The organism is Actinophytocola sp. KF-1 (assembly GCF_054661535.1).
Genome location: NZ_BAAFVK010000003.1, coordinates 1 through 21,038 on the forward strand (window position 1 = coordinate 1; position 21,038 = coordinate 21,038).

A 21,038-nucleotide genomic window follows, 5' to 3' on the forward strand; every position below is an offset into this window, starting at 1 on the left:
GTCTTCGCCGACGACTTCCAAACCATCAAGGTCTTCGCCGAACGCGACAACACCAACATCATCCACTGGAACCGCTACGACACCGGCGGCCACTTCGCCGCACTCGAAGTCCCCGAAACCCTCACCGACGACATCCGCACCTTCTTCGCCACACTGCGCTGACGCGCACGACAGGCCGAGCCCGCACGCGGGCTCGGCCTGAGGCACGTCACGTGGACGAGTACCAGGTGGACATTCCCGCGACGGCGTAGCCGAGCGACTCGTACAGCGGCCGTCCCAGGCGGGAGGCGGTCAGCGTGAGCCGGTGGTCCCGCAGCTGCTGGATGCTCGCCAGCATGACGGCCCTGCCGACCCCACGCGACCGGAACGCCTCGGTCGTCCCGACCCAGTAGTGGCTGCCGACGCCGTCGGCGAGCAGGGACACGCACGCACCCGCGGGCTGGGCGTCGACCAGTGCGAGGTGGACGGCCGCGTCACCGCGCTCGACCAGACCGGGCGGGAAGAGGTCGCCGGGACGGGGTGGCTGGAACCGGGTCAGTCCGAAGCTGTCGATGACGATCCGCTCGGCGGCGACGAGGTCGGCCTCGTCGAGTGCCCGGACGACGTCGAGCGCAGGGGCCGGGGCAGGCCCCGGCTCGCGCAGCATGACCGGCATCTGCCAGTCGCGCAGGCCGAGGAGGCCCAGATCGGTGGCCGAGTAGGGGTCCTCGAGGTCGACCGGTCCGGCCGCCTGCCGCACCAGTGCCGTGATCTCCGCGATCTCGGCGGCGTCGAGGTCCGGCTCCTGGATCAGCACGCGGGTGCCGTTGCGCGCGCCGCCGACGACGGCGAGGTAGCCGCGTGCGCGGACGACGCGGTCGCCTCTCGCCGTGCCGGTCGCCGCCCAGAAGGCCGCGGAGTTGCGGGCCTGCAGCAATGGCGCGTCGTCGAGGCTCACTGTCGGTCTGTCGGCGGTCATGCCGAACGGTACCGTGCTACGAATGGCTGTGCCCCCGCGCCGGATCGCGTTCCTCGTCTACGACGGCGTGACCCTGCTGGACGTCGCGGGGCCCGCGGAGGTGTTCACGGCGGCGAACCGGTTCGGCGCGGATTACCGGACCGTCCTGTTGTCACCGACGGGGGCGGACGTCCGGTCGAACCTCGGGTTCGCGGTCACCGTCGACGGCGCCGTCACCGCCGGGCCCGCGCCGCACACGTACCTGGTGCCCGGCTCCGACCTGTACCCGCGCCGCCCCGTGCCGCGGGAGCTGGCGGAGGCCGCGCGGGTGCCCGCGGCGGGCGCCGAGCGCGTCGCGTCGATCTGCACGGGCGCGTTCGTCCTCGCCGCCGCCGGCCTGCTCGACGGCAAGCGCGCCACCACGCACTGGCAGGTCACCCACGAGCTCGCCGCCCGGTGCCCGACGTGCCAGGTCGAACCCGACGCGATCTACGTCCGCGACGGCACCACGTACACCTCGGCGGGGGTGACCGCCGGCATCGACCTGGCGCTCGCGCTCGTCGAGGAGGACCACGGGCCCGACCTGACCCGTGAGGTGGCCCGCGCGCTCGTGGTGTACCTGCAGCGTGCGGGCGGCCAGTCGCAGTTCTCCGCGCCGCTGCAGGGCCCGCCGCCGCGTTCCCCCGCGCTGCGGAAGATCACCGACCTGGTGACCGCCAACCCGCAGGGGCGGCATTCGCTGGGGGAGCTCGCGAAGCACCTCAACGTGAGCACCCGCCAGCTCACCCGCCTGTTCCACGACGAGCTGTCCACCACGCCGGCCCGGTACGTGGAGGACATCCGGTTCGACATGGCGAGGGCGCTGCTCGACCAGGGGCACACCGCGACGCACGCGGCGACCCTCGCCGGGTTCCCCAGCTACGAGAGCATGCGCCGGGTGTTCGCGAAGAAGCTGTCGATCAGCCCCGCCGCCTACCAGCGCCGGTTCCGCACCGCCGCGCGAGACGACACGGGATAGCGCCGGATCGCCGACGGCATCGTGATCGAGCGCTGGACCGGCCGCGACGACCTCGGCACCGCACCGCGGTTTGGCCGGGTGCCGCCGTCACCCATGTACCTGCTGCGGTCCGCGCCGGCCGAGCGGCGCGCGACCGCCCGTTTCCGCCGTGATCCCGGCACGCCTACCGGGGCAGGCGCAGGGAACGCGGCCCCAGCTTCAACTCGGCGAGGATGTCCGCGCAGTCGCGGCGGCACACCTCGGCGGCGGCGTTCTCGCCGAGTGCGGTGAACACCAGGTCCATGCGCGCCAGCGTGCGTGCCTGCTGCAGCGCCGCGCCGAGCGCGCGCCAGATCTCGAGCGACTGCCGCAGCGGCTCGACCGCCTGCGCGGGCGTGGCCCGGCCCGCTTCGAGGTCGCCGCGGGACCGCAGCACCTCGCCGACGCCCTCCCGGTCCCCGACCTCCTGCTGGACGCGCAGCGACCGGTCCAGCCGCGCCTCGGCGTCCGCCCACCGGCCCAGCCTGATGTCGAGGTCGGCCTGCGCCTGTTCGACCCACGCGGTGCCGCGGTCGTCCTCCAGCGCACGGGCGGTGACGTACGCCTTCTCCAGCGCGCGTTCCGCCTCGGGGTGCCTGCCGACGTCCATGAGCGCCAGGCCGTAGTCGCGCAACAGGATCGCCATGGTCCGGCCGCCGACCGTGTCGCCGAGCTCGACCGCCTCCTCGATCAGCTCCACCGCCCGTTCCGGTTCGCCGAGGTCGGTGTGCAGGTTGGCCAGCGCGTTGAGCACCCGGCACCGCAGCCGCGGCTGGATCGCGCCGCGGCGCGCCAGCTCGAGGGCCTGGTCCAGCGCGTCGGCGGCGTCGGTGAACCGGTCCAGCATGCGCGCGGCCCGGCCCGCGTGGTTGAGCGCCTGGAACTCCCGTTCCTGGTCACCGAGCCGCCGCGCGACGGCGAGCTCCGCCGCGGCGATCGCGGGCAGCTCCCCGTACTGGTCGCGCTGCGACCGCATGGCGAACAGCGCGCCGAGCAGCCGCACCAGCATGTCCTCGTGCCCGTGGGCCTCGGTGGCCACGATCGCCGTGTTCAGCGTGTGCTCGCGGTCGTCCTCATAGGACCGCAGCGCGAGGAAACCCGCGATCCGCAACGCGATCGTCCCGGCCAGCGTGCCGTCGCCGAGCCGGCACGCCTGGTTCACGGCGCTGACGAGGGCGACCCGCTCGGCCTCGAACCACTCGGCGGGCGCGCGCCGGACCGCCTCGGCCACGGCCGGTGCCGGGCCTGCGTCGGCGGGCAGGGCGAGGTCGGCCGCGAACGCCATGCCGTGGTCGAGCCGTTCGTCGGCCTCCGTCGCGAGCACCAGCCAGCCGGTCAGCATCGCCGATTGCGCACGGGCGAGCGTGGCGGGCTCGTCCTCGGCCGCCGCGCGCTCGCGCCCGAAGTCCGCGACGAGGTCGTGCAGCCGGAACCTCGGCTGCCCGAACGCGTCCCGGCCGAGCGGTTCCACCAGGTGCGTGTCGACGAGTTGGTCGAGCACCGGCTCGACCGGTCCGCCGCCGGTGGCGTCGAGCAGGCGGTGGGCCACCCACGCGGGCCAGTCCGGCGCCGCGATCAGCGCGAGCCGCCGGAAGAGGCCGCGCAGCGGCGGGTCCAGCGCCTGGTAGCTGAGCTCGATGCTGGCCCGCACGTCGAGGTCGCCGACCGCCAGCTCGTCGAGCCTGCCGCGTTGTTCGGCCAGCCTGCGCCGGAAGTGCGCCAGCGTCCACTCGGGATGCACCGACAGCCGGGCGGCGGCGATGCACACCGCCAGCGGCAGGTGCCCGCACAGGTCGGCGATCGCCGCGGCCGCGTCCGGTTCCCGTGCCACCCGTTCCGCGCCGACGACGCGGGCCAGCACCTGCGCCGCCGCCTCCGGAGCGGGCACGGGCACCGTCCACCTGGCCGGCCCGGCCAAGGCGGCGAGCTGCCGCCGCGACGTGACCACGGCGCCGCAGGAGGCCGCACCCGGCAGCAGCGGCCGCACCTGGGCCTCGCTCGCGGCGTCGTCGAGCACCACCAGCAGCCGCCGCTGCGCGAGGTGGCCGCGGTACATCGCGACCCGCTCGTCGCGGTCGTCCGGCAGCGCGGCACCGTCCACGCCCATGTCGCGCAGCAGCCTGCCGACGACGACGTGCGGGTCGGCGGGCTGGTGCGTCCCGCGCAGGTCGGCGTACAGCTGGCCGTCCGGGAAGTCGTCGCCGACCGCGTGCGCGGCCGCCAGCGCCACGGTCGTCTTGCCGACCCCGCCGGGCCCGACCAGCACCACGACCCGGCCGGACGGGGTGGGTGTGCGGAGCGTGGCGCACACCTCGCCGATCAGCTCGTCCCTGCCCGCGATCACCGCCGTCACCGGCGGCAGCTGCCGGGGCACCACCCGGGCGGGGGCCGGGGGCGCCACGACGTGGTCACCGTTGAGGATCCGCTGTTCGAGGCGCCGCAGCGGCGGCCCGGGTTCCACCCCGAGGTCCTCGACGAGGCGGCGGTAGGCGTCCTGGTAGGCGGCCAGGGCGTCGGCGCGCCTGCCCGCACCGGCGAGCGCCAGCATCTTGATCTCGTGCAACCGCTCCCGGTACGGGTGGTCGACGATCAGCGTCGCGACCCTGCGCAGCACGTCGTCGTGGCGGCCGAGGGCCAGCTCGGCGCTGAGCTGGGCCTCCGCGGCGGCGAGCAGCTCCTCGTGCAGGGCGTGCCTGGTGTCCTGGGCGAAGTCCTCGGCGATGTCGGCGAGCGCGGGCCCGCGCCACAGCGCCAGCGCCTCGTCGAACGTGCGGACGGCGGCCTCGAGCCTGCCGTCCGCCCGGGCCTGCCTGCCCTTCTCGACCAGCGCCCGGAACTCGACGAGGTCCAGTTCGTGCCCGCGCAGGCGCAGCTCGTACCCGCCGGGCCGGGACAGGATCAGGTCGCCGGTGCCGTCGCCGAGCCGCTTGCGCAGGCGGCTGATCATGTTGTGCACCTGCGCCTTCGCCGTCGTCGGCGGCCGTTCCCACAGCAGGGCGATCAGCTGGCTGGTCAGGGTCAGCTGGTCGGCGTTCAGCAGCAACGCGGCCAGCAGGAGCCGGTCCCGGCCGCCCCCGAGCGCGACCGGGCGTCCGGCAGACGACACCTCGATCGGCCCAAGCACGCCCAAACGCACCGAAACCCCCGCAGACAACGCACCGTTCGACTTCCCGCAGTTGTCGAACGGTACCCGTGCGGCGCGGCCCGTGCCCGGACCTGTCGACCCTGCCGTCCTACGGTTGCCAGGGGCGTGACCCAGCGCCTGCGCTGCTGTTCGGTGCTGCCCCTGCCGAGGTGCTTGGCGACCATGTGCGCGTGCCTGCCGCGGCGCGCCGAGTACGTGCGGGGACTGGCCCCGGCGCCGCAGCTTCTCCACGACTGGGGCAGCCGCCGCGCCGGGCGCGATGGCATCCCGGTCGAACCGGTCACGTGACCCCGCCGAGACGGGCGAAGGTGGCGCGGTGGTGGCGGTCGAGCAGCGCCGCCAGTTCGGTCACCTCGCCGGTCAGCCCGGCCGGGACCCGCACGTACGTCGACCGGGGTGCCAGCCCGCACCCGCGTGCGACCTTGGCCTGGTAGGTCAGCGGGCCGAACACGACGGTGCGCAGCCGTGCCCGCAGCGCGTACGCGATGACCTCGTAGTAGCAGACCGCGAAGTACCCGAAGTGCCGCTGCGCGTCCGCGGACAGGCCGGCCATCTTGACGTGCAGTTCGCCGCTGTGGGCGTAGCACAGCGCGAACGCCTCCAGCGCGCCGTCGCGCTCGGCCACCAGCACCCGGCACCACGGCGCGAGGTGCCGCTCGATGCGGTCCAGCAGCCCGTGCATGACCTCGTCGGGGATCTCGTGGCCGTGCCGGCGCAGCTGCTCGGTGTGCAGCCGCGCCATCTCGGCCTTGCGCTCCCCGAGCCGGTCCTCGCGCACCACCATGCCCGCACCGGCGAACTCGCGGCGTTCCCGGCGCACCGTGTTGCGCCGCCGCTTCGGCAGCGCGGCCAGGTAGGCGTCGAAGTCCCGCCACGCCGGGTCCAGCGCCAGCTCGGCCTGCGCGAGCGCGGCGAAACCGAGGTAGCCGCGGTCCGTGAGCAGGCCGGTCAGTAGGTCGCCGTCGGGTACGTGCGGCACCGCCGTGACCGGGCAGTCCCAGTCGCGGGCGGCGGCCGCGAGCTCATCGAGCATCGCGGGGAACGCGGCCGGGTCGCCGACGACACCCGGCAGGTAACCGCTCGGCAGCGTCGCGGTCGCCACCGGGTAGCCCGCCGCGGTGAGCCGGCCGGCGAGCCGGGCACGCATGGCGGTGATCTCCGCGTACGCGGCCGGGTCGGTCGCCTCGTCCACGTCGCCGGACAGCAGCAGCGCGATCGGGTCGTTGGTCGGGAAGGTGCCCGCGGCCACCCGCTGGGCGACCAGGCCCGCGTCGCCGGCGAGCACGTACCGGCCCTCGTCGCGGCGGCCCTCCTCGTCGGTGGCCAGCCACTCCGGTGTGGTCAGGATCGACCGGTGCGGCAGCGCGGTCCGCCAGTCCGCGGCCAGCTCGGCGATCCGGGACGCGCGTCGGGTGGTCATCGGCCTCATCTCGCGGGGGCCCGCCCCAGCCGCAGCTGCCAGGCGGCGGTCAGCACACCGACCGCGGCGCAACCGAACCAGAGGGCGTCGGGGTGGACGTCGTAGGCGAGCGTACCGGCCAGGGGCGCCGCGGCCACCGCGGCGGCCATCGCCGCGCCGTACACGCCCAGGTACCGGCCGCGGGTGTGCGCCGGGACGAGGCTCGCCACGTACGCGGTGCCGACCGCGACGACGACGATCTCGCCCAGCCCCCACACCAGCACGGTGCCCGCCAGCGCCGGCACGTCGGTGGCGAACGCGACCAGCCCGTAGCCCGCCCCGATCAGCAGGTAACCGGCGGCGAGCGCGGTGCCGGGCCGGAACCGCTTGAGGCGGGCGGCGGTGAGCGGCTGCAGGATGGCGACCGCCACGCCGTTGACCGCGAGGACCAGCCCGAAGTCCGCCGCCGTCAGGCCGAGGTCGGTGACGGCGAGCGGCAGCGTGACGAAGTTCTGGAAGAACACGAGGAACACCAGGAAGGTGATCACCGAGAACGCCAGGAGCCGGGGGTCCCGCCACGGCGAGCGCCCCTGGGCCGGGTCCCCAGGCGGCGGCCGGCGGTCGTGGCCGTCGCGGGGGACCAGCCACCACACCACGAGCGCGAAACCCAGCGTGGTGGCCGCGTCGAGGCGGAACAACCAGGCGTAGCTCGCCTCGGCGATCAGCCCGCCGCCCGCCAGCGCGGCGGTCAGGCCGAGGTTGGTGGCCCAGTGCAGCATGCTGTACGCGCGGGCCCGCTCGTCCGGCGCCACCACGTCGGCGACGAACGCGTTGAGCGCGGGCCGGTGCAGGTCCGCGGTGAGCCCGAGCGCGGCGACCAGCACCGCGACCGTCCACAGCGGACCGGCGGAGGGCAGCAGCGCCATGATCCCCGCCGTCGTGGCGAGGCCCGCGATCATCGTGCCGCGCCTGCCGACCCGGTCCGCGAGCCAGCCACCGGCCACATTGGACAACGCGAGGCCTGCGCCCTGCACGGTCAGCAGCGCGCTCGCGGTCACCGGCGCGACCCCCCGGTCACGCACCAGGTAGAGCATCAGGAAGGGGGCGACGAACGTCGCGAGCCGGTTGACGAGCGTGCCCAGCCACAGCGCCCGGAACACGGGTGGCAGCGGGGTTTTCGCGGCACCGGGCCGCGTGGCCGGCTCGGGGGCAGCTGTCACACCGCGCACCGTAGCGCCGGGCGCTGACAGCTCACTCGACGCCGTCGAGCACCCGGCCGGCGTAGCGGCCCACGGACTTCGCGAGGTCGTCGCCGTGCGCGACGTCGTCGTGCGCGTAGGCCCGCGCGGCGTCGACGACGAGGCACAGCCCCATGATCGCGTCGATGACCCGTTCGTACCGGGGGTCCGCGCTGTCGATGTGGAGCCGGTCCAGCACGCCCTGGATGCGCGCGTCGACCTTGTCGGCCAGTGCCAGCACGTCAGAGCGCAGTCGCGCGTCGTGTTCGGAGGCTGTCATGCCGACGACCATGTGTGCGCGACCTCGGGACCGCCTCAAGACTCGCTCAAGACCCGCTCGCGCAACGGGCCCGCGGCTTGCCCGGGATGAGGACGCGGCGCCGGTCAGGCGATGTCGCGCACGCGGTCCGCGAGCGCGGGGGCGAGCGCGACGGCCCGGACGACCGAGCCGACGTGCGCCACACGACGCGGCCCGGCGACGACCCGCGCGACGTTCTCGTCGGCGAGGCACCAGGCGAGCGCCACCTCGGCGAGTGGCCGCCCGCGGAGCGCCGGTGGCAGCCACACCGGCAGCAGCGCGGCGGAGGCAGCGAAGGCGGCACGCACCCGAGGGGGGATGCGGGACCGCCAGTCGTCCGCGGGGAAGCGGGTGGCGGCGTCGTACCGGCCGCCGAGGAAGCCGTAGGCCAGTGGCTGCATGGCCCACACCCGCCAGCCACGCGCCGCCAGTGCCGCCGCGACCGGCACGGCGACGTGCCTGTTGAGCAGGTGGTACTCCAGTTGCACGACCGCCCCGGCGACCGGCGGCTCACCCAGCCGAGCCGCGAGGTCGAGCCGGTGCGTGGCGATCCCGACTACCGGTGCGGGGGCTCGGTCGCTGGTCGGGCGCGGGTGTGCGCGGCTGGTGGAGGTGGAGGTTGGGCTGTTGGGGGTGGTGGTGTCTCGGGTCGGGTTGGGGGTCGAGCCGGGTGCTGTGGTGTGAGCCGGATCGGAGCCCGAGTTGGCGGCTGCGCCGCCGATGTCGGCGGAGTCTCCGATCGGGCGGGAGTCCGAACCGGGTGCTGGGCTGTGGGCCGGGCGGGGGTTCGCGTGGCCGGTGGAGGTTGCGCTGTTGAGGGTGGTGGTGTCTCGGGTCGGTTTGGGGGTCGAGTCCGGTGCTGTGGTGCAGGTCGGGCCGGGGCCCGAGTTGGCGGCTGCGCCGCCGATGTCGGCGGAGTCTCCGATCGGGAGGGAGTCCGAACCGGGTGCTGGGCTGTGGGCCGGGCGGGGGTTCGCGTGGCCGGTGGAGGTTGGGCTGTTGAGGGTGGTGGTGTCTCGGGTCGGGTTGGGGGTCGAGCCGGGTGCTGTGGTGCAGGTCGGGCCGGGGCCCGAGTTGGCGGCTGCGCCGCTGACCGAGGCGATGCTCGCGGTCGGAGTGGAGGCCGGGCCGCCGGTCGAGCCCAGGATCGGGCCGAAGGCCGTGCCGCCGATCGAGCCAGTGCCGGCGCGGTGGGCGAGCCACCTCAGCAACGACGGCAGCGAGCCGTCGGTGAACGCTGCCTCCGGCGGGTCCTTCACCAGCACCCCGGCCGCGTCGGGCAGTACCGCCTCGATGACCAGCAACTCCTCGGCGACGCCGGCGATCGTCACGTCGCTGCGTGGCCCCTCGGCACCCACAGCCCGGCCTGGCTTGACCACCGCGTGCCACGTCCGGCCCCGGCGTCGCTGCCAGTCGGCGAGTGCGCGCATGCCCGCGCCCGCCCCGTACCCCGGCGCGACGTCCACCCACCGCAGCCCGGCCGCCCACGCGGCGTCCAGCACCGCGTCCACCTGCTCGGCGGGTAGCTGGGCGTAGCCGTTCGGCGCGCCGTCCACCGTGTACGACCCGGCGAGGCCCCACGTGCCGAGCACGACCCGGTCGGCGATCATGCCGCCGGGACGCCCCGTGCGGCATCGATGCGTTCGCGTTGCGTCCGGTACCGCACTCCGCCTTCCAGCCGCTGCAACGCGAGCAGCAGCAGCGACCGCGACACCTCGAGTCGTTCGCGCACCGCGGTGAGCCGGTCGGCGGCCGCCGTCGTCACCGCGTCGGCCGGGGTGCCCGCGTCGAGGCTCGCGAGGGCCTCGTCCACGACCGACACGAACGCCTCGTTGACGCCGCGCTCGAAAGCGTCCACCGCGGTCTGGCCCTTCGGGGTCCGGCCCGGGGTGGGGCGCCGCCACTCGTAGGTGATGGCCGACTGCACCGCGGCGATGGTGTTCATGTACTCCTGGAACCCGGCCGCCGCGTCCTCCGCCACCCGCTTGGCCACCGCCACCCTCGGGTCCTTGAAGCGCGCCGACAGGTGCGTGCCGTGGTCCGCCAGCACCTCCTCGCGGCGCATCACCCGCAGCATCGGCGTGCCGAAGTGCGGGTCCACCGCGCTGTTCACGGTCACCGGCTTGCACTCGCCGATGTCGCGCAGGAAGTCCATGTTGCGGCGCAGCTGCCCGATCGTGGAGTCGTGGTGGAACATCATGAACCCCGGCTGGAACGACAGCCCGAGGTCGCGGATCACCCGCACGGCCGCACGGTTCTGGTCGGCCGTGTGCGCCTTGCCGTACAGCTTGAGGTCGCTGTCCACACCGGACTCCAGGCCCACGAAGCAGTGCCGCAGCCCGCCGGCCCGCAACCGCCGCAGCACGTCCGGTTCGGCGTTCTCCGCGCGGAACGACAGCGCGAGCGCGACGGGGGAGCCCGCCGCGGCCAGCCGGTCGCCGAACTCGGCGGCCCGCTCCTGCCCACCGCCGCTGCCGCCGAAGAACTCGTCGTCCACGATCAGCAGCTCCAGCAGGCCGAACCGCTCGTGCAGGTCGAGCACCTCGGCGACCATGCTGTCGACGTCCCTGCCGAGCCAGTCGCCCGACGGGAGACCGCGGCCGGGGCGCTCCAGGCCGTAGAAGCGGGGGATGCTGCAGAACGTGCAGCGGGCGTAGCAGCCGCGGCTCGTCGACATCGCCGCCAGCCCGTCGTTGTCGATGACCTCGGCGGTGAGGTCACGGGCCGGGTGGCCGAGCAGGTCGAGGTCGGTCAGCCTGCGGACCGGGTTCTGCCGCACCCCGGCCCCGTCCCGCGTGCACACCCCCGGCGCGTCCCGCCACGACCGCCCACCCGCGACCGCGTCCGCGACCCGCTGGACCGGCACCTCACCCTCGCCGCGGATCACCGCGTCCACCGACGGGGCCGCGGCCAGCACGCGGTCGGGGAAGAACGACACGGCGTGCCCGCCCACGAGCACCGGACCGCGGAAGCCGCCCGCCCGCAACAGCGCCGCGATGGCCTCGACCTGGGGCGGCAGGTGGTTGAGCACCACCGTGAACCCCACCAAGTCCGGCCGCGCGTCGAGGACCCGCCGCGCGGTGTCCTCGACGCTCCACTCGTGCATCATGCCGTCGAGCAGCACGGCCTCGTGCCCGGCCTTGCGCAGCGCCGCGCCGAGGTAGGCGAGCGCGAGGCATTCCACGGGCTTGGAGAACTTGTGCAGGACGTCGACCGGAGGGCGGACCAGGGCCGCGGTCACGGGCATGGCGACTCCTCCGTCAGAACAGGAACTGGGTGGTCACGTCGAGCAGCCGGACCGGGACGCCGAGCGCGCGGCGCAGGTCGCCCCAGTGCCTGCCGGACACGTCACGGCCCTGCCGGTTGAACCCGGTGCCGGGCACCAGCAGCAGGTCCGGCTCGGCGCCGGTGCGTTCCTTCTCCCGGCACACCGCCCGGTGGATGTCGTCGACGGTGGCCATGTCCAGCACCTGGATATTGCCGCCGAGGTACTCGTTGCGCGCCACCACGTAGTGCAGCGACCCGGCGTGCTCCGGCAGCCAGCGCCGCGCGAACGCCTTCGCCTGCGGCGCCATCAGCGGCGACGTGACGAGCCACGGCCGGGTGGCGCCCGCGCCCTCGATGGCGGCGGCCACGGTCCCCGCGTCGCCCCGGCTGAGCGACGGCGCGACGACGAGGCCGTGCGGGACGACGTACTTGCCGATCAGGTGCCCGGTGTACGGGTACTCCGCGGGCGCGCCGGGGTCCAGCGTGAGCGTGATCGTCGCACCGCCCCGGCGCACCACGATCGGGGTCGGCCGGGTGAGCATCATGACGAGCGACTGCACCTCCGCCCGCGACTCGACCGGCAGGAACCCGACGCGCTCGACCACGTCCCCGGACCGGAAGCCCGCCCGCGCCGCGGGCGACCCCGGCACGGCACCGGTGATCCGCGCCTCGTGCGGGTCCGCGTAGCGCAGGTTCGCCTCGTACGCGCTCGGGATGATCACGATCGGCGTGCGGAACCGGTCGCGCAGCGCGGCCACCTCGCGGGCCGCCTTCGCCCACACCGCCTCGGTGTCGAACGGGATGACGTAGGGATGGTCGCGGGTGAAGCCGGGCAGGTTCACCCGGATCATCGCCGGGCGCAGCGGTTCGATCCTCTCGATCGCCTCGGCGAGCTTCGCGGCCGGGAACTCCGGCGTGGCGACGAAGCTCAGCCCGAACGGGATGCGCCGCTCCGACAGCCGCTCCAGGCAGGACAGCGCGGTCGCGGTCTGCGTGCGCCGCTCGTTCATCACCTGGGTGCGCAGCGGCGCGTCGATCGTGTTGGTCGACACGATCAGCGTGACCGGCCTGACCTCGTCCAGCAGGTCGATCACCCGGGGGAGCAGCGGGCTGCCGTTGGTGATGAAGTAGAACTCCTCCGCGCTCCTGGCGCGCAGCTCGCGCAGCACTTTCGGCAGCTTGGGGTCCACGAGGAACTCGTTGATCTCCCACTGCGACTTGAACAGCATCCGCCGCGCCCGCGGCATGAAGTACCGCAGCCGCGTGGTCATCTCGTCGTCGGTGATGACCTTCTTGCCGCGCGCGACCGCGAGGTCGTCGGGGTTGCCGTACAGGTAGCAGAAGTTGCAGGCCACGTTGCAGACCCGCGCCAGGTACTCGTAGATCTCCGCGGGGTGGCAGTCGGACTCGACGAGCCAGCCGGAGAGGTCCCGCAGCTGGAAGCCGTCGACCCGGTTCGCGGCCGGGCCCGCGAGCGTCAGCGCGGGCACGCCCGCCGCGGTCAGCGGCGCGACGGTGACCACTGTGGACAGCAGCGCCCAGTGCCGCGCGACCGTGACGATCGTGGGCTCGGTGGCCGCCACGGTGTGCAACGGCTGCAGCCCGCTGCCGGGGATCTCCTTGCGGGAACCCAGATCCGGGGCCGCGCACCCGGTGGTGGGCAGCGGCACCCGCCGCCCGTCCGCCACCAGCTCGTCGACGTCGACGGGGCACCCGTCGTGGCACAGGTCGACGGTGTCCAGCAGCGCGGCGAGCACCGCGGCGGCGAACCCCAGGGGGTCCGCGGGTGGCGCGCCGACCGGGGGCAGGGGGAACGCGAAGACGAAGTCGGGTGAGGGGTCGTCGTGCACCGACCAGCGGTCGTGCTCGTCGCCGGCACGCCACCGGGCGTTCCTCGTCGGCACGCCCGCGACCCGGGGCACGGTGATGCGCAGCAGCGCGTCCAGGTACCCGGCGAAACCACCCCCGGCGGCGGCCGGGACGTCGTGGACGGGCGTGTCCTCGTGGTGGGCACGGAGGCGGAAACCGTTGACCGGCACGGGTTTCCCGCCGCGGTGCGGCACGGCGGCGGCGAGCACCTCGGCGACCACGTCCGCGGCGTAGCCGAGGAACGCGGCGCGGGCGGGCGGGGCGGGGACGGTCGCGGCTCCGGGCCGCAGCAGCGAGGTCATGCCGCGACCTCCGCGAGCCAGCGGCGGGCGAACCCGGGCACGGTGCCCGCGGCCGGGCTCCCCGGCGGGTCCTCGGTGAGCGCGGTCAGCGCCGCGTCGCGGGCCACGAGCAGGTCGCGGTCGGGCGGCGCCACCCGCGTCTGGGGCGCCCGGTACCGCACCGGGGTGCGGATCTGCAGCGACATGGTCCCGTCGGCGGGCGCGAGCACACAGTGGAACTCGTCCCACGGCAGGTAGTACACGTGGCCGGGGACGTCCTTGGTGTGGTGCCACAGGGACAGCCGCGGCGAGCGCAGGTCGCCGCCGTTGTCGAACAGCATGTGGTGGTAGTCGCCGCGCAGCATCCGCGTGGCGAAGCTGAACCGGTGGAAGTGCGGGGAGATCCGGCCCTCGGCCCGGTGGCACTCGAAACTGTCCCGGTCGAAGTGGTTGAGCACGACGCGGAAGCGCCCCGGCTCGTCGTGCAGCAGGAACGTCTTCGGCTCCACCCCGGGCACGAGGACGCGCCGGGTGCCGGCCACGAGCGCCCCGGCGGTCATCTCCTCGAGACGGCCACGTACCAGGTCGAGCCAGTCCAGCGGCTCGGACAGCGCGGCCACCGCGTGGGCGGCGAACCCGTCGGCCGGTGCGGCGCGCAGCCGGCGGACCAGGTCGTGGAATCGGTTCGCACCTGGCACGTGACCCTCCTCGTTCCCGTCCGTGGCCGGCAGGTCAGACGACGTTCACGGCCGCCATGGACTCGACGAGCCACTTGTTGAGCGCCTCGGCCCTGGCCACGAGGTCCTTGCTCGTCCAGCCGCGCTCGGCCATCAGGGCCTGCGCCTTCTCGAGGTCGTTGAGCGCCTCCAGCAGCTCGTCGATGCCGATGTCGAGCGACGCGGGCGTGGACGTTCCGGCGTTCTCGGGGTGTTCCTGCTCCGGCATATTCCTCACCTTTCTCCGGTGCGCCCCAGGACGCGTCCCGGGCGGCATGTCCCAGGCAGCGAAACACCGGTCCCGACGGGCCGGCAATCGCGCTGTAGTGACTCCCGAGGGACCACCGACCGGCCCTGGACCGGTCCCAAGTAGACCCCGGTGGCGGGGGCTGAATAGGACCTTCGGCGCATCCGCGTGGACCGAAGGACGCAAGCCGTGAATGTCCGGATGGTTCGCAGCCTGGTTGGTGATTGTCCTACCGGTCGCCGTGTGTCTACTGTCGAGGGTGTCCGCGCGGACACGCTCCACCCCCTGCACCACACCCCGGGCCCGCGTGCCCCGGGTGTGCCTTCCCCTACCCCGAGGGAGAACCCCGACATGGGAGAAGTTCGCGTGTCCTGGTCACGAAGACTGGCCGGCCTCGCGGTGGCCGCGGCCGCGGCGACGGCAGGTCTCGCCGCGACGCCCGCGGCGGCCGAGGGCGACGTGCTCGGCGCGGGCCGGGCGGGCGCCATCGACGGCAGCTACATCGTCGTGCTCGCCGACGACGCCTCGGCGCGGTCCGCCGCGGCGACCACCGCGCGCTCGCTCACCACCGAGTACGGCGGCGCGGCGTCCGTGGTGTACCGCCACGCGCTCAACGGCTTCGCCGCGCGGATGACCGAGCGGCAGGCGCGGGCGATGGCCGCCGACCCGAGGGTCGAGTACGTCGAGCAGGACGCCGTCGTGCGTGCCACCACCGACCAGCTGAACCCGCCGTCGTGGGGCCTGGACCGCATCGACCAGCGGGACCTGCCGCTGGACGACAGGTACTCCTACGCCCCGACCGCCGCGAACGTGCACGCGTACGTGCTCGACACCGGCATCCGGACCAGCCACACCACCTTCGGCGGCCGTGCCACCTGGGGCACCAACACCGTCGGCGACGGCAACGACAGCGACTGCAACGGGCACGGCACGCACGTGGCGGGCACCATCGGCGGCGCGGAGTACGGCGTCGCCAAGGGCGTCCAGCTGGTCGCCGTCAAGGTGCTCGACTGCGCGGGCTCCGGCAGTTTCGCCGGCGTCATCGCGGGCATCGACTGGGTGACCGCGAACGCCGTCAAGCCCGCGGTCGCGAACATGAGCCTCGGCGCGTCCGGCAGCCACGCGGCCACCGAGGACGCGGTGCGCAACTCCATCGCCTCCGGGGTCGCCTACGCGATCGCGTCCGGCAACTCCAGCGCCGACGCGTGCAACTACACCCCGGCGCGGGTGGCCGAGGCGATCACGGTGAACGCGACGGACGAGTCCGACACCCGCGCGTCCTTCTCCAACTACGGCTCGTGCACGGACATCTTCGCGCCGGGCGTCGGCATCACCTCGTCGTGGTACACCGGCGACACCGCGACCAACACGATCAGCGGCACGTCCATGGCCACGCCGCACGTCGCGGGTGCGGCCGCGCTCTGGCTCGCCGACCACCCGAGCGACCCGCCCGCCACGGTGGCGGCCGCGCTCGTCGCCAACTCCACCCCCGGCAAGGTGGCGAGCCCGGGCACGGGCTCGCCGAACCAGCTGCTGTTCACCCCGTCCGACGGGACGCCGGGCGCGCCGCTCGTCGCCAACCCGGGCAACCAGACGAGCAGCGTGGGCACGGCGGACTCGGTGCGGCTGACCGCGTTCGGCGGCACCGCCCCGTACACGTGGTCCGCGACCGGACTGCCCGCGGGCATGTCGCTCGACGCCACGGGCCTCGTGTCCGGCACCCCGACCACCGAGGGCGCGCACGAGGTGACCGTGACCGTCACCGACAGCGCGGGCCTGTCCGGCGGCACGACGTTCGGCTGGACGGTGTTCCCGCCGAGCACCGACTGCGCGGCGAAGACCGCCAAGAAGAAGATCGCCATCACCGACAACGCGACGGTGAGCAGCCCGCTGGCGATCACCGGCTGCGCCGGTGCCGGCTCCTTCGAGGCGACGGTCGAGGTGCACATCGAGCACACCTGGATCGGTGACCTCGTGGTCGACCTGGTCGCCCCCGACGGCACCGCGTACAACCTGCACAACCGGACCGGCAGCGGCACGGACAACATCGACCAGGTCTACTCGGTCGACCTGTCCGGTGAGCTCGCCGACGGCACGTGGAACCTGCGGGTCAGCGACCGGGCGGCCGGGGACACCGGCCGGATCGTGAGCTGGACGCTGGACCTGTGACGCCGGGCCGGTGGCGGGGGAGCGGCCCCCGCCACCGGCTGGTCACCGGCTGAAGCCCGCGGTGAGGCCGCGCAGCAGCTGCCTGCGGCCGAAGGTGTAGAGCGCCAGGATCGGCAGCGTGGTGAGCACGACCGCGGCGACGATGGCCGGGACGTTCACGCTGTACTGGCCCTGGAAGCTCCACAGCGCGAGCGGCAGGGTCCGCTTGTCCGGGCTCTGGGTGAGCACCAGCGGCAGCAGGAACCCGTTCCAGATGTTCAGTGCGTTGTAGACGGTGACCGTGAGGATGGCGGGCCGGGTCAGCGGCGCCGCCAGCCGCCACATCGTCATCCACTCCGAGGCCCCGTCGATCCGCATCGCCTCGAACAGCTCCTTCGGCACGTCGCGGATGAAGTTCGCGAGCACCAGCACGGACAGCGGGATGGCGAACGCGATCGACGGGAGGATCAGTGCCAGCAGGCTGTCGTACAGGTGCAGCTCGATGATGATCAGGTAGATGGGGATCACCGTCGCCTGCAGCGGGATCGCCAGGCCCATCAGGAACAGCCCGTTGACCGCGCGCAGGAACCGCATCCGCCAGCCGCGCACGATCGCGTAGGCGGCCATGAAGGACACCACGACCGCGGGCACGACCGCGCCCGCGGTGGCGATGACGCTGTTGAGGAAGTACGTGACGAAGCCGGACTCCAGCACGAACCGGTAGTTCGCGAGGGTGGGGTCGCCCGGCGGCACCATCGGGTTGCTCGAGTAGTAGTTGCTCTGCAGCTTGAAGCTCGTGATCAGCACCCAGTAGATGGGGATGACGATGATCGCGAGCCACAGCCAGCCCGCCAGGCCGCCGAGCCAGTTGCGGCCGGCGGCGGCCGGGTTGCCGGTGCGCTGCCGGGGGCGGTGCTCCTGCGTCCGCTGCGGGGGCCTGGTCAGCGTGAGGCTCATGTCAGGCCCCCTCGAACTGGCTCTGGGTGGCGTCCCGGCCGCCCAGCCTGCGCAGCAGCAGCGCGAGCGCCAGGCCGACGAGGACGAGGATGACGGCGATGGCGCTGGCCGGGCCCATCAGGTTGGCCTGGAACCCCCGCTTGTACATGTCCAGCGCGAGCACGCGGGTCGCGTCGCCGGGGCCGCCCTCGGTGAGCACGAAGATGAGGTCGAAGAAGGTCAGCGACCCGACCACCATCAGCGTCGAGGACGTGATGACGGTGTGCTTCAGCTGGGGCAGGGTGATGCTGAAGAACTGGCGGACCCGGCCGGCGCCGTCGATCTGCGCCGCCTCGTACATGGTCTGGGGGATCTGCCGCACGGCGCCCTGGTAGATCAGCGAGTGGAACGGGATGAACTGCCAGGACACCACGAACACCACGAGGCTGAACGCGAGCGTCGGCCTGCCGAGCCAGTCCTGGGTGAGGAAGTCGATGCCCAGGCCCGCGCCGAGGCCGAAGTTCGGGTCGAGCAGCGCCTTGTAGGCGATCGCGATGGCCGCGGAGCTGAGCAGCAGCGGGATGAAGTACAGCACCGCGAGCACCGCGCGGTAGCGCTGCTGCCCCGCGAGGAACGTGCCGATCAGGATGCTCAGCGGGGTCTGCACCGCCCAGGACGCGAGCATCACCAGGAAGGTGATCCACACCGCGTGCGGCAGGCCGGGGTCGGCGAGCACGGCCCGCCAGGTGTCCAATCCGGACGGTTGGATGGTGCCGAGCCCGTCCCACGTGGTGAAGCTCAGCAGGAACACGCCGACGAGCGGGACGACGGCGAAGCCGGTGAAGAACACCAGTGCGGGCACGACCAGCCACGGCAGGACGCCGTGGCGGCCGCGCCGCTCCGCGTGGGGTGTGCTCACGGACCTATGATCGCGCGCGGGCCCGCTCACTGCCCGGTTGCCGCGTTGAGGTTGTCGGCGAACTGCTGCGGCGAGATCGACAGCTGGAACAGCTTCACGATGTTGTCGAGCAGGGTCTCGGCCGCGGTCGGGTTCAGCGCCTGGTCCCAGGACTGGGCGAAGGTCTTCGCGTTGCTGGCGACGTCGTAGACGAACGAGACGAAGTCGGCGTTCTTGCTGGCCTCCAGCTCCGACTGCGTGCCCTTCAGGATCGGCACGCCGCCGGATTCGATCCAGTCCTTCACCTCCTGGTCGTCGAGCACGCCGGTGGTGAAGAACTTCTTCGCGACCTCCTTCTGCTCCTTGCTGGCCTTCGCGGAGATGGCGAGGTACTGCCCGGGGTTGCCGACCGCGTCGCTCGGGTCGCCGGTGCCGCCCTCGACCGGCGGGAAGTTCATGTAGCCGAGGCCGCCGCTCGGCACGAAGTCACCGCCCTGCGCCTGCTGGATGCCGTAGGACCAGGAGCCGTGCAGCATCATCGCGGCCTTGCCGGTGTAGAGCAGGGCCTGGTCGGCGTTGGAGTCCGCGGTGATCGAGGAGAAGCCGTCGACGAAACCCCTGGCGCGCACCAGGTCCTGCAGCTTCGTGAGCGCCTGGATGGCGGCCGGGTGCGACCACGCGTCCTTCTCGCCCTCGAACGCGGCCTGGAACACATCGGGGCCGCCGATGCGGTCGAACAGGAACTCGAGCCACATCATGTTCGTCCAGCGGGACTGACCGCCGAGGGAGAACGGCGCGATGTTCTTCGCCCGGAACTTCGGCACCAGCGCCATGATGTCGTCCCACGACTGCGGCGGTTCCACACCGACGTCGGCGAACACCTTCTTGTTGTAGTAGAGGACGATCGGCTCGACCGTCTCGCACGGCATCGCGTAGATCCTGCCGTCGATGGTCGCCGGGCCGAACGACGTGGGGATCAGCCGGTCCTTCACCTCCGGGTGCTCGTCGAACCACGAGGTGAGGTCGTCGACCTGGCCCGCCTCGACCCAGGTGCGCAACCCGCCGCCGCCCCAGCCCCAGATGATCGTCGGCGCTTTCCCCGCGCCGAGCGCGGTCTTGATCTTCGTCTTGTACGGGTCGTTCTGGAACGTGGTCGTGCTGATCTTCGAGTCGGGGTTGGCCGCGTTGAACCGGTCGACCGCGCCCTGCCGGATGCCTTCCTGCGGCGGGCCGCTGAGGAACCAGTACGTCGCGCCGCCGCCGCTGCCCGGTCCCGAGGTGCCGCAGCCCGAGAGTGCCAGCGAGACAGGCACGCTCGCGGCCAAACCGAGGACGGTACGTCGAGAAATTGGTGTGCCCACGCTGGTGCTCCGTTCTCGCGCCGAGACTCCACTGACTCGCGTTTCGAAAACTTTCGAAAAGTTTCGAAAACCGGCGTCGTCAGCCTAGGGAGGACCGGTGATTAGTGTCAAGACGCGTATTACTCGATTGCCTGGAATAGATGCCAAAAGTATGCTCACCAGGCATCTCGAAACATTTCGAAACTTTCGGCCCTGAGCAAAGGAGACGTGATGACGACGGCCGACCGGTCGCCGGCGAAGGGCGCGGGGAAGCCGGCGCCCGACGGCGCCAGGCGCACGACGCTGGCGGCCGTCGCACGGCTGGCGGGCGTCTCCGTCGCGACGGTGTCGAAGGTCGTCAACGGGCGCAGCGACGTGGCGCCGGAGACCCGTTCCCGGGTGCGGGAGCTGCTGCGCCGGTACGACTACGTGGCGCCCGCCGTCCGGCGCACGGAGGGGCAGGCGGGCCCGGCCGTCGAGGTGCAGTTCGCGGGGGACCTCAAGCCGTACGTCGCGGAGGCGCTCGACGGCGTCGTGGACGCCGCGACCGAGCTGGGGGTCTCCGTGGTGGTCAGCAGGCCGGACCGCGGCCCGCGGTGGGCACGGGACCTGGTGGCGATGGGCCGCCGCGCGCTGATCGCGGTCACCAGCGTGTACACCCCGGCGTACGTGGACGCGCTGACGCAGGCGGGGCTGCCCCTGGTCGTGCTCGATCCGCTGCACCTGCCGCACGCCGACGTCAACAGCGTCGGGTCGACCAACTTCGCGGGCGGCTTCGCGGCGACCCAGCACCTGCTCGGGCTGGGCCACCGGCGCATCGCCTACCAGGGCGGCCCGTCCGTCGCCGCCGCGAACCAGGCCCGCGCGCACGGCTACCGGGCCGCGATGGAGGCGAGGGACCTGGTGGTGCCGGACGCCTACGTCCGGTCGGGGGAGTTCACCTACGAGACCGGCGTCCACGGCGCCGCGGCGCTGCTGGACCTGGCGGACCCGCCGACGGCGGTGTTCGCGGGGAACGACGAGATCGCGCTGGGTGTCGTCGAGACCGCCCGCACCCGCGGCCTGCGCGTGCCGGAGGACCTGAGCGTCGTCGGCTTCGACGACTCGCTCCTCGCCAGGGTCGCGTCACCCCCGCTCACCACGGTGCGGCAACCACTGCGCGAGATGGGCGGCGTCGCACTGCGCACCGCCCTCCGCCTGGCCGACGGCGAACGCCTCGAGTCCCACCACGTCGAACTCGCCACGGAACTGGTCGTCCGAGGATCGGCCACCCGGATCTGACG

Annotated in this window: 17 protein-coding genes; 4 read left to right on the forward strand and 13 right to left on the reverse strand. The window is 73.2% G+C overall.

The features are described from left to right. Positions 1–208: 208 nt before the first annotated feature. Positions 209–958, reverse strand: coding sequence for a GNAT family N-acetyltransferase (locus tag ACYQ77_RS10280; RefSeq protein WP_459709794.1), 750 nt, complete (start codon positions 956–958; stop codon positions 209–211). Between the two features lie 22 nt (positions 959–980). Here ACYQ77_RS10280 and ACYQ77_RS10285 point away from each other — a divergent pair, with 22 nt between their 5' ends. After that, a complete protein-coding gene (locus ACYQ77_RS10285; RefSeq protein ID WP_459709796.1) occupies positions 981–1,955 on the forward strand; it encodes a GlxA family transcriptional regulator in 975 nt (324 codons plus the stop codon). Between the two features lie 163 nt (positions 1,956–2,118). Here ACYQ77_RS10285 and ACYQ77_RS10290 read toward each other — a convergent pair whose 3' ends face one another. Then, complete coding sequence (locus ACYQ77_RS10290; RefSeq protein WP_459709798.1) at positions 2,119–5,097, reverse strand: AfsR/SARP family transcriptional regulator; 2,979 nt, start codon at positions 5,095–5,097, stop codon at positions 2,119–2,121. Between the two features lie 126 nt (positions 5,098–5,223). Here ACYQ77_RS10290 and ACYQ77_RS10295 point away from each other — a divergent pair, with 126 nt between their 5' ends. Then, complete coding sequence (locus ACYQ77_RS10295; RefSeq protein WP_459709800.1) at positions 5,224–5,406, forward strand: hypothetical protein; 183 nt, start codon at positions 5,224–5,226, stop codon at positions 5,404–5,406. Here the strand turns inward: ACYQ77_RS10295 and ACYQ77_RS10300 are convergent. The 8 genes from ACYQ77_RS10300 to ACYQ77_RS10335 all read right to left on the reverse strand — a co-directional run bounded on the left by ACYQ77_RS10300 (position 5,399) and on the right by ACYQ77_RS10335 (position 14,415). After that, positions 5,399–6,538 (reverse strand): GNAT family N-acetyltransferase, encoded by a 1,140-nt coding sequence (locus ACYQ77_RS10300; RefSeq protein WP_459709802.1) that lies wholly within the window; start codon positions 6,536–6,538, stop codon positions 5,399–5,401. The two genes, ACYQ77_RS10295 and ACYQ77_RS10300, sit on opposite strands and share 8 nt — an antisense overlap. Before the next feature lie 5 nt (positions 6,539–6,543). Beyond that, positions 6,544–7,737: an MDR family MFS transporter gene (locus tag ACYQ77_RS10305; RefSeq protein ID WP_459709804.1), complete on the reverse strand. Its 1,194-nt coding sequence runs from the start codon at positions 7,735–7,737 to the stop codon at positions 6,544–6,546. Between the two features lie 31 nt (positions 7,738–7,768). Then, positions 7,769–8,035: a hypothetical protein gene (locus tag ACYQ77_RS10310; protein ID WP_459709805.1), complete on the reverse strand. Its 267-nt coding sequence runs from the start codon at positions 8,033–8,035 to the stop codon at positions 7,769–7,771. Positions 8,036–8,139: 104 nt separating this feature from the next. Then, positions 8,140–9,663, reverse strand: a complete 1,524-nt coding sequence (locus ACYQ77_RS10315; RefSeq protein ID WP_459709806.1) for an aldo/keto reductase — start codon at positions 9,661–9,663, stop codon at positions 8,140–8,142. Further along, positions 9,660–11,300, reverse strand: coding sequence for a B12-binding domain-containing radical SAM protein (locus ACYQ77_RS10320; protein WP_459709808.1), 1,641 nt, complete (start codon positions 11,298–11,300; stop codon positions 9,660–9,662). The genes ACYQ77_RS10315 and ACYQ77_RS10320 overlap by 4 nt, the downstream gene beginning before the upstream one ends. Positions 11,301–11,313: 13 nt before the next feature. Further along, the gene (locus tag ACYQ77_RS10325) at positions 11,314–13,491 is read right to left on the reverse strand and encodes a PDZ domain-containing protein (RefSeq protein ID WP_459709810.1); all 2,178 of its coding nucleotides are present in this window, start codon (positions 13,489–13,491) and stop codon (positions 11,314–11,316) included. Continuing rightward, on the reverse strand, positions 13,488–14,168 hold the full coding sequence (locus ACYQ77_RS10330) for a hypothetical protein (RefSeq protein WP_459709812.1): 681 nt from the start codon (positions 14,166–14,168) through the stop codon (positions 13,488–13,490). Before ACYQ77_RS10330 ends, ACYQ77_RS10325 begins: the two co-directional genes overlap by 4 nt. A 34-nt stretch (positions 14,169–14,202) precedes the next feature. Beyond that, on the reverse strand, positions 14,203–14,415 hold the full coding sequence (locus ACYQ77_RS10335) for a hypothetical protein (RefSeq protein WP_459709814.1): 213 nt from the start codon (positions 14,413–14,415) through the stop codon (positions 14,203–14,205). 369 nt (positions 14,416–14,784) lie between these two features. Between ACYQ77_RS10335 and ACYQ77_RS10340 the strand changes: the two genes are divergently transcribed. After that, entirely contained in the window at positions 14,785–16,602 is a 1,818-nt protein-coding gene (locus ACYQ77_RS10340) for a S8 family serine peptidase (protein ID WP_459709816.1), read from the forward strand. Positions 16,603–16,644: 42 nt separating this feature from the next. On the opposite strand, the gene ACYQ77_RS10345 is transcribed toward ACYQ77_RS10340, so the two are convergent. Genes ACYQ77_RS10345 through ACYQ77_RS10355 form a run of 3 tightly spaced genes read right to left on the reverse strand, consistent with a single transcriptional unit; the run spans position 16,645 to position 19,740 of the window. Then, positions 16,645–17,538, reverse strand: coding sequence for a carbohydrate ABC transporter permease (locus ACYQ77_RS10345; protein ID WP_459709818.1), 894 nt, complete (start codon positions 17,536–17,538; stop codon positions 16,645–16,647). A gap of 1 nt (position 17,539) precedes the next feature. Further along, positions 17,540–18,436 carry a carbohydrate ABC transporter permease gene (locus tag ACYQ77_RS10350; protein ID WP_459709819.1) on the reverse strand — a complete coding sequence of 299 codons (897 nt, stop codon included), beginning with the start codon at positions 18,434–18,436 and terminating at the stop codon, positions 17,540–17,542. Positions 18,437–18,462: 26 nt separating this feature from the next. Beyond that, positions 18,463–19,740: an extracellular solute-binding protein gene (locus ACYQ77_RS10355; RefSeq protein WP_459709820.1), complete on the reverse strand. Its 1,278-nt coding sequence runs from the start codon at positions 19,738–19,740 to the stop codon at positions 18,463–18,465. Between the two features lie 246 nt (positions 19,741–19,986). Here ACYQ77_RS10355 and ACYQ77_RS10360 point away from each other — a divergent pair, with 246 nt between their 5' ends. Next, positions 19,987–21,036, forward strand: coding sequence for a LacI family DNA-binding transcriptional regulator (locus tag ACYQ77_RS10360; RefSeq protein WP_459709822.1), 1,050 nt, complete (start codon positions 19,987–19,989; stop codon positions 21,034–21,036). Positions 21,037–21,038 lie beyond the last annotated feature (2 nt).